At 62.0% G+C, this 9,247-nt stretch carries 5 protein-coding genes and 2 tRNA genes; 4 read left to right on the forward strand and 3 right to left on the reverse strand.

The window, feature by feature from the left end; all coding sequences use genetic code 11:
- Positions 1-201: 201 nt before the first annotated feature.
- The gene (locus tag AC07RO_RS26810; protein ID WP_495087526.1) at positions 202-1,398 is read right to left on the reverse strand and encodes an amino acid aminotransferase; all 1,197 of its coding nucleotides are present in this window, start codon (positions 1,396-1,398) and stop codon (positions 202-204) included.
- A 311-nt stretch (positions 1,399-1,709) separates the two neighbouring features.
- Here AC07RO_RS26810 and uvrB point away from each other — a divergent pair, with 311 nt between their 5' ends.
- A complete protein-coding gene (gene uvrB, locus AC07RO_RS26815) occupies positions 1,710-3,725 on the forward strand; it encodes an excinuclease ABC subunit UvrB (RefSeq protein ID WP_192174255.1) in 2,016 nt (671 codons plus the stop codon).
- Positions 3,726-4,471: 746 nt separating this feature from the next.
- Here uvrB and AC07RO_RS26820 read toward each other — a convergent pair.
- Positions 4,472-6,022, reverse strand: coding sequence for an MDR family MFS transporter (locus AC07RO_RS26820; protein WP_495087527.1), 1,551 nt, complete (start codon positions 6,020-6,022; stop codon positions 4,472-4,474).
- Positions 6,012-7,067, reverse strand: a complete 1,056-nt coding sequence (locus AC07RO_RS26825; RefSeq protein WP_495087528.1) for an HlyD family secretion protein — start codon at positions 7,065-7,067, stop codon at positions 6,012-6,014. The genes AC07RO_RS26820 and AC07RO_RS26825 overlap by 11 nt, the downstream gene beginning before the upstream one ends.
- A gap of 244 nt (positions 7,068-7,311) precedes the next feature.
- Between AC07RO_RS26825 and gltX the strand changes: the two genes are divergently transcribed.
- From gltX to AC07RO_RS26840, 3 genes are all read left to right on the forward strand, one after another.
- Complete coding sequence (gene gltX, locus AC07RO_RS26830; protein ID WP_423573087.1) at positions 7,312-8,793, forward strand: glutamate--tRNA ligase; 1,482 nt, start codon at positions 7,312-7,314, stop codon at positions 8,791-8,793.
- A 218-nt stretch (positions 8,794-9,011) separates the two neighbouring features.
- Positions 9,012-9,087 (forward strand) — tRNA-Ala (locus AC07RO_RS26835).
- Positions 9,088-9,170: 83 nt separating this feature from the next.
- Positions 9,171-9,246: transfer RNA gene (locus AC07RO_RS26840), tRNA-Glu, on the forward strand.
- Position 9,247: the final 1 nt, after the last annotated feature.

Here is a 9,247-nt window from a genome sequence, read left to right on the forward strand (position 1 = left end):
ATGCCGCGAGAGCCGCCCCCCGCCATGGATGGCGGATGGCGGCGGGCCCACGGAGCGGGACCGGAGTGAAGGAACCCTGAGGAACGAAGGGCCTAACCGAGAGCAAGCACCCTTGGTTACTTGGGGTGCTTTTCCAAGTAACTCGCCGGAGGCGAAACGTCTGCCCTTAGGCAGACGCTCTTGATCTTAATGTTCAGCGGTTTAGATAACCGCCAGGATCGCCTCCGTTACTGCCCCGATATTCCCCTTGTTCAACGCCGCCACACAAATCCGCCCGGTATCCAGCGCATAAATCCCGAACTCACTGCGCAACCGATGAACCTGCGCCGTCGTCAGACCCGAATACGAAAACATCCCCCGCTGCCGCGCGACAAAGCTGAAATCCTGCCCCGCCGCATTATTCGCCAGACGCTGCGTCATCTCCTCACGCATCCCGCGAATCCGCAGGCGCATCTCACCCAACTCCTCCTCCCACTTGGCGCGCAACTCAGGGCTGCTCAACACCGCCGCCACAATCGACGCACCATGGGTCGGCGGGTTCGAATAGTTCGTGCGGATCACACGCTTCACCTGCGACAACACCCGCGCCGTCTCCTCCTTCGAATCCGTCACGATCGACAGCGCGCCGACCCGCTCGCCATACAGCGAAAACGACTTCGAAAACGAGCTGGAAGCAAAGAACGTCAAGCCGCTGTCGGCAAACAGACGCACCGCCGCCGCGTCCTCGTCGATCCCGTCACCGAAGCCCTGATACGCCATGTCCAGGAATGGCACATGACCCTTGGCCTTCAGCACCTCAAGGACCTTCTTCCAGTCCTCCAGGGTCAGGTCAACGCCGGTCGGGTTGTGGCAGCAGGCGTGCAGCACGACGATCGAGCCGGACGGCAGGTTCTGCAGATCTTCCAGCATCCCCGTGCGGTTCACGTCATGGGTGGCGGCGTCGTAATAGCGGTAGTTCTGCACCGGGAAACCGGCGGTTTCGAACAGCGCCCGGTGGTTTTCCCAGCTCGGGTCGCTGATCGCCACAACGGCGTCAGGGGACAGCTGCTTGAGGAAGTCAGCGCCGATCTTCAGAGCGCCCGTGCCGCCGACCGCCTGGACCGTCATCACCCGGCCCGAGGCCAGCAGCGGCGACTCGGCGCCGAACAGCAGGGTTTGCACGGCCTTGTCGTAGGCAGCGATACCGTCAATCGGCAGGTAGCCGCGGGGCAGGTGTTGAGCCACCCGGTCTTCTTCCGCTTCGACAACGGCGCGCAGCAGCGGAATTTTCCCTTCTTCGTTGCTGTAGACGCCTACACCCAGATTGACCTTGGTCGTACGGGTATCGGCGTTGAATGCTTCGTTGAGGCCCAGGATAGGATCGCGTGGTGCCATTTCGACAGCGGAGAACAGGCTCATTGTGCGGGGGCTCTGAGTGGAGGAGTGAATGGGTCGCGTCGCTCCAGCCGATTGCACTAGAGCGGTGCACAAACGGGGAGCAAGTATAAAGGGCCGCGCCAGTGCGGGCGACAGTGGAGGGCAGGTTTTTCCGGATATTTCGCGAAATTTTTCGACCGTTAGTCCAGTGCCGCGGACTAATCTGCGGAGGGTGGCTTGAAAGGTGGCGCAGTCGACTCCACCTGTAGTCCCATCACCTTCTTCTATGTACGTCTTTTCCGTGACGGGATCAGCCGTCCGTGCTCAATTGCGTTGCCGTCCAAAGGAACCTTATGTCCGAATTTCAGCTCGTTACCCGTTTTGAGCCGGCCGGCGATCAACCGGAGGCGATTCGTCAGTTGGTTGAAGGCATCGACGCGGGCCTGTCGCACCAGACCCTGCTCGGTGTAACCGGCTCGGGCAAGACGTTCAGCATCGCTAACGTCATTCAGCAAGTGCAGCGTCCGACCCTGGTGCTGGCGCCGAACAAGACCCTGGCCGCCCAGCTGTACGGCGAGTTCAAGGCGTTTTTCCCGAACAACTCGGTCGAATACTTCGTTTCCTACTACGACTACTACCAGCCGGAAGCTTACGTGCCGTCGTCGGACACCTTCATCGAGAAGGACGCGTCCATCAACGACCACATTGAGCAAATGCGCTTGTCCGCGACCAAGGCGTTGCTGGAGCGCAAGGACTCGATCATCGTCACCACGGTGTCATGCATCTACGGTCTGGGCAGTCCGGAAACCTACCTGCGCATGGTTCTGCACGTGGATCGTGGCGACAAGCTCGATCAGCGCGCCTTGCTGCGCCGTCTGGCCGACCTGCAGTACACCCGCAACGATATGGATTTTGCCCGGGCGACCTTCCGGGTGCGCGGCGACGTGATCGACGTGTTCCCGGCGGAATCCGACCTGGAAGCCATCCGTATCGAGCTGTTCGATGACGAGGTCGAGAGCCTCTCTGCCTTCGATCCGCTGACCGGCGAGGTCATCCGCAAGCTGCCGCGCTTCACCTTCTACCCGAAGAGCCACTACGTGACCCCGCGCGAAACGCTGCTGGACGCGATGGAGGGCATCAAGGTCGAGCTGAACGAGCGTCTGGAATACCTGCGCGGCGCCAACAAACTGGTGGAAGCCCAGCGTCTGGAGCAGCGCACCCGTTTCGACCTGGAGATGATCCTCGAACTGGGTTACTGCAACGGCATCGAAAACTACTCGCGCTACCTGTCCGGGCGTCCGTCCGGCGCGCCGCCGCCGACGCTGTACGACTACCTGCCGGCTGACGCGCTGCTGGTGATCGACGAATCCCACGTCAGCGTGCCCCAGGTCGGCGCCATGTATAAGGGCGACCGTTCGCGCAAGGAGACGCTGGTGGAGTACGGTTTCCGCCTGCCGTCGGCGCTGGACAACCGGCCGATGCGGTTCGATGAGTGGGAAAACGTCAGTCCGCAGACCATTTTTGTTTCCGCGACGCCCGGGCCTTACGAAGCCGAGCACGCGGGCCGTGTGGTCGAGCAGGTGGTGCGGCCGACCGGGCTGGTCGACCCGCAGATCGAAATCCGTCCGGCACTGACCCAAGTCGACGACTTGCTCTCCGAGATCCACAAGCGCGTGGCGATCGAGGAGCGGGTGCTGGTGACCACGCTGACCAAGCGCATGTCCGAAGACCTCACCGATTACCTGGCCGACCACGGCGTCCGCGTGCGTTACCTGCACTCGGACATCGATACGGTCGAGCGTGTGGAGATCATCCGCGACCTGCGTCTGGGCACCTTTGATGTGCTGGTGGGGATCAACCTGCTGCGCGAAGGCCTGGACATGCCGGAAGTGTCGCTGGTGGCGATTCTCGATGCCGACAAGGAAGGCTTCCTGCGTTCCGAGCGCTCGCTGATCCAGACCATCGGCCGTGCCGCGCGTAACCTCAATGGCCGCGCGATTCTCTACGCCGACCGCATCACCGGCTCCATGGAGCGCGCGATCGAAGAAACCGATCGTCGTCGGGAGAAGCAGATCGCCTTCAACCTGGCCAACGGCATTACGCCGAAAAGCGTGATCAAGGACGTCGCCGACATCATGGAAGGCGCCACCGTGCCCGGCTCGCGCAGCAAGAAGCGCAAGGGCATGGCCAAGGCCGCCGAAGAGAACGCCAAGTACGAAGCCGAACTGCGCTCGCCAAGCGAAATCACCAAACGCATTCGTCAGCTGGAAGAGAAGATGTACCAACTGGCCCGCGACCTGGAGTTCGAGGCGGCAGCGCAGATGCGCGACGAGATCGGCAAACTGCGCGAGCGCTTGCTGGCGGTTTGAGGACGGTGTGGGAGTGACCGGGGGCACGACGCTGAATATCGGCTACGCCGGGGGACCTGTGGGAGTGAGCTTGCTCACGAAGGCATTTTCACTCCAGACGAAGATGCAGCGGGTGTACCGACGCTTTCGCGAGCAAGCTCGCTCCCACGAGGGTTGTGTTCAACCTGGTATCCTGGCCACGCTGCTGGACTTGTGGGAGTGAGCTTGCTGACGAAGGCATTTTCACTCCAGATGAAGATGCAGCGGGTGTACCGACGCTTTCGCGAGCAAGCTCGCTCCCACAGGGGTTGTGTTCAACCTGGTATCCCGGCCACGCTGCTGGACTTGTGGGAGTGAGCTTGCTCACGAAGGCATTTTCACTCCAGATGAAGATGCAGCGGGTGTACCGACGCTTTCGCGAGCAAGCTCGCTCCCACCAGGGTTGTGTTCAACCTGGTATCCCGGCCACGCTGGGGGACCTGTGGGAGTGAGCTTGCTCACGAAGGCATTTTCACTCCAGATGAAGATGCAGCGGATGTGCCGACGCTTTCGCGAGCAAGCTCGCTCCCACAAGGGTTGTGTTTAACCTGGTATCCCGGCCACGCTGCTGGACTTGTGGGAGTGAGCTTGCTCACGAAGGCATTGGTCCTGCAGATGGAGATGCGGTGGATATCAGGGCATCTTCGCGAGCAAGGTGAAGCGCCACCGCGGTCGCTCCCACAGGGCATCTGTTGGCTGAGCGATCGCGAAGTGTCAGGACATTCCGCTCAATGCGCCGCGCCACCCTTGACCCCGGACGGCAACTTCTTCGTCAACAACACCGCCAGCATGCTGATCCCCAGCGCAATCCCGACAAAATGAAACGCGTCGTTGTAGGCCATGATCGCTGCCTGTTGATGGGCGATCTCGCTGAGCTTGCCCAAGGCCGCTGTTTCGCTGCCCAGCCGGTCGGTGAGCATCGCCATGCGCTCGGCCACTTGCGGGTTGGCGGGGGAGATCGATTCGCGCAAATAGTCGAAGTAGGTCTTGGTTCGCGCATCCAGTAACGTCGCCAGCAGCGCAATGCCAATGGCGCCGCCCAGGTTCCGCAGAATATTGAACAGGCTCGACGCCGACCCCGCGTCCTGGGGCTGAATGAACGCCGTGGCGATCAGGGAAATGGTCACCATGATCAGCGGCTGACCCAGCGCCCGCACCAGCTGAATCTGGTTGAATTGCGGCCCGGCGAAATCCGGATTGAGCACCCCGGAGGAAAAGCTCGCCAGCCCGAACAAACCAAACCCCAGCGTACACAGCAACTTCGGCGAAATAACCTTCATCAACTGTGGCACCAGCGGAATCAGAAACAGCTGGGGCACGCCCATCCACATGATCACCTCGCCGATCTGCTGGGCGTTGTAGCCCTGAATCTGCGCCAGGTACAGCGGCAGCAGATAGATCGAGCCATACAGACCCACCCCCATGCCCACGCTGGAAATACTCGACAGCCCAAAATTGCGGTTGCCGAGGATGCCGAGGTTGATCAGCGGTTTCGGTTTGGAAAACTGAATGATCACAAAACTGATCAGGCTCACCAGCGCAATGCTGCCCAGACCGACGATCAGGTTCGATTCCAGCCAGTCCTTGCGATGGCCCTCTTCAAGAAACACCTGCAGGCAGCCCAGCCCGACGCCCAGGGTGACGATGCCGGCGTAGTCAGTGCTCTTGAGCAATTCCCAGTGCGGCGCTTTCTTTTCCAGCCCGTAGAGCAGACCGCCAATCATCACCAGCCCCGGCGGGATGTTGATGTAGAAGATGTACTCCCAGCCAAAATTCTCCGTCAGCCAGCCGCCCAGGGTCGGTCCGATGGACGGGGCGAAGGTGGCGGTCATGGCGAACAGCGCCATGCCCTTGGCCCGGTGATGCTCCGGCAGCTTGATCAGCGTCAGGGTGAACGCCAGCGGGATTAGCGCGCCGCCGGTGAAGCCCTGCAGGGCGCGGAACACGATCATGCTCTCCAGGCTCCAGGCCATGGAGCAGAGCAGGGACGACAGCAGGAAACCCAGCGACACCCACACCGCCAGGCGCCGCGCCGAGAGCAACTGCACCAGCCAGGCCGTCAGCGGAATCATGATGATTTCCGCCACCAGGTAGGAGGTGGAAATCCATGAGCCTTCTTCCAGGGTCGCCGACAGTGCGCCCTGGATGTCCTTGAGCGACGAGTTGGTGATCTGGATGTCGAGGACCGCCATGAACGCGCCGAGCATCACACTCATCACGGCAATCCAGTCGCGCCGGGTCGGTTCGCCGACCGGGCGGATCAGCTCGTCACCGGCCACGTTGCGGGTCGTCCGCCGGCCGGATGTCGACCGAAACGGTCACCGACATGCCTGGGCGGATCTTGCCGTGCAGCGGGTTGTCCGGCGCGAAGGTCAACTTGACCGGGATGCGCTGCACGACCTTGGTGAAGTTGCCGGTGGCGTTGTCCGGCGGCAGCAGACTGAACTGCGCGCCGGAGGCGGCAAACAGGCTGTCGACGCGGCCCTCGATGGGCGTGCCGGGAAAGCTGTCGAACGTCAGTTGGGCGACCTGACCGATCTCCATGTGCTCAATCTGGGTTTCCTTGAAATTGGCCTGCACCCAGATGTCCTCGTCCGGCACGATCGACAGCAGGTACGCGCCGGCCTGAACAACCTGGCCATTGCGCGCCGCCCGCTGGCCGACCAGCCCGCTGAGGGGCGAGTGGATTTCGGTGCGCTGCACATTAATCTGCGCCTGAGCCAGGTCGGCGCGAGCGGTGGCGATCTGCGCGTCAAGGCGCTTGATCTCGGCGTTCAGCGCGTTGACCTGCTGGCGCTGACTCTGGGCGTCGGCCTGGGCCTTGCTGACCTGGGAGCGCGCGACGTTGCTGTCGGCGGTCATGGTCGTGACCTGCGCTTCCGAGACGAAACCCGGGGTGCGCAGTTTTTGCAGCCGCGCCAGGTCCAGTTGCGTGCGCCCGAGGGTGGCCTGATTCGCCTGCACCTGCGCATCGCTGGCGGCGATCAGGCTCGACTGCCGGGTCAGACGGCTCTGTGCCTGCAAGCGCTCCGCCTCGCGGGTTGCCAGGGTCGCCTGGGCCCGGTCGATGGCCAGGCGAAAATCATCCGGCTCGAGCCGCACCAGCAACTGGCCTTTTTCCACGTGCTGGTTGTCCTGCACCAGCACCTCGTCGATCCGCGCGCCGAGCTGGCTGGACACCCGGGTGATTTCACCTTGGACGTAGGCGTTGTCGGTGGCCTCGTGAAAGCGTCCTTTCAAGTACCACTGGGCGAAGAAGGCGAGGGCGATCAGCAGGATCACCCCGAAGAAGATGAACAGGCGGCGCTTGAGTTGGGCGGGCATGGGCGTTCTGGATTTTTGGAATGTCAGCAAATTTATCAGGGTTGGCGGTCTGGCACCTAGCCATCGTCGCGATCATGACCGGCACTGATGGCGGGGCATTCGTTGCGAGGCGTTCCGGGCCGGCAGGGCGGGGCCGCCTGTCTCGTCATCGCCCCGATTGTGCAGCCCATCACCGCTGGCGCTGGAGCCGCGCAGGCCGCGCCTGTTAACATTCGCGGCTTGTTCGACCTATCCGGGATTTTCCATGACCACCGTTCGCACCCGCATCGCGCCATCGCCCACCGGCGACCCCCACGTTGGCACGGCCTACATCGCGCTGTTCAACTATTGCTTCGCCAAGCAGCATGGCGGCGAATTCATCCTGCGCATTGAAGACACCGATCAACTGCGCTCGACCCGCGAGTCCGAACAACAGATTTTCGACGCCCTGCGCTGGCTCGGCATCGAGTGGAGTGAAGGCCCTGACGTCGGCGGCCCCCATGGCCCGTATCGTCAGAGCGAGCGCGGCGACATCTACAAGAAATACGTTCAGGAACTCGTCGATGCCGGTCATGCCTTTCCGTGCTTCTGCACCGCCGAAGAGCTGGACCAGATGCGCGCCGAGCAGACCGCCCGCGGCGAAACTCCGCGCTATGACGGCCGCGCGCTGCTGCTCTCCAAGGAAGAAGTCGAGCGTCGCCTTGCCGCCGGCGAACCCCATGTGATCCGCATGAAGGTGCCGAGCGAAGGCGTCTGCGTGGTGCCGGACCTCCTGCGCGGCGAAGTCGAAATCCCGTGGGACCGCATGGACATGCAGGTCCTGATGAAGACCGACGGCCTGCCGACCTACTTCCTCGCCAACGTCGTCGACGACCACCTGATGGGCATTACCCACGTGCTGCGCGGCGAAGAATGGCTGCCGTCGGCGCCGAAGCTGATCCTGCTCTATGAGTACTTCGGCTGGGAAAAGCCGGCGCTGTGCTACATGCCGCTGCTGCGTAATCCGGACAAGAGCAAGCTCTCCAAGCGCAAGAACCCGACCTCGGTTACGTTCTACGAGCGCATGGGCTTCATGCCGGAAGCGATGCTCAACTACCTCGGCCGCATGGGCTGGTCGATGCCCGACGAGCGCGAGAAGTTCTCGCTGGATGAGATGGTCGAGCATTTCGACCTGAGCCGCGTCTCCCTCGGCGGCCCGATTTTCGACATCGAGAAACTCTCCTGGCTCAATGGCCAGTGGCTGCGTGAACTGCCGGTGGAAGAGTTCGCAACCCGCGTGCAGAAGTGGGCGTTCAACAGCGACTACATGATGAAGATCGCCCCCCACGTGCAGGGCCGCGTCGAGACCTTCAGCCAGATCGCCCCGCTGGGCGGCTTCTTCTTCGCCGGTGGCGTGACGCCGGACGCCAAATTGTTCGAGCACAAGAAGCTGTCGCCGGAGCAAGTGCGTCAGGTTATTCAGTTGATCCTGTGGAAGCTCGAGTCCCTGCGTCAGTGGGAGAAGGACAAGATCACCGGTTGCATCCAGGCGGTCGTCGAGCACCTGGAACTGAAACTGCGTGACGCCATGCCGCTGATGTTCGCTGCCATCACCGGTCAGGCCAATTCGGTCTCGGTGACCGACGCCATGGAGATTCTCGGCCCGGACCTGACCCGTTTCCGTCTGCGCCAGGCGCTGGACATGCTGGGCGGCGTGTCCAAGAAAGAGAACAAAGAGTGGGAAAAATTGCTCGGCGCGATTGGCTGAGTGGTTGCCTGAGCGACACCGGGCCGTTGAGCGATTGCCCGGTGGCCCGACGCGGGGCGGTTTTCCGGGAGGCGGTAAGTGATTGTTATCCCGGAAAATTCTTTTGGAATTCTTTGAAAAAGAATTTGACAGCATTGTGGGTCGCACTTAATATGCGCCCCGTCCACACGGCAACGCAGAAACACGCGGTAACGCGGCGTTCTCTGTCAGTGTAATGTGGGGCTATAGCTCAGCTGGGAGAGCGCCTGCATGGCATGCAGGAGGTCAGCGGTTCGATCCCGCTTAGCTCCACCAAATTAGAAGCTTCAAGGTTTGCTTTACTGCCTTGAAGTTTGTCCCGCTCCGGAACCAGCACCGATGCGGTACGCAAGGGTTACGTCCCCTTCGTCTAGTGGCCTAGGACACCGCCCTTTCACGGCGGTAACAGGGGTTCGAGTCCCCTAGGGGACGCCAG

This window comes from Pseudomonas sp. GW821-FHT07F05, assembly GCF_059418765.1.

Coding starts and splice junctions, on each gene's coding strand:
- AC07RO_RS26810 (WP_495087526.1), bottom strand. CDS start 1,398: ATGAGCCTGTTCTCCGCTGTCGAAATGGCACCACGCGATCCTATCCTG.
- uvrB (WP_192174255.1), top strand. CDS start 1,710: ATGTCCGAATTTCAGCTCGTTACCCGTTTTGAGCCGGCCGGCGATCAA.
- AC07RO_RS26825 (WP_495087528.1), bottom strand. CDS start 7,067: ATGCCCGCCCAACTCAAGCGCCGCCTGTTCATCTTCTTCGGGGTGATC.
- gltX (WP_423573087.1), top strand. CDS start 7,312: ATGACCACCGTTCGCACCCGCATCGCGCCATCGCCCACCGGCGACCCC.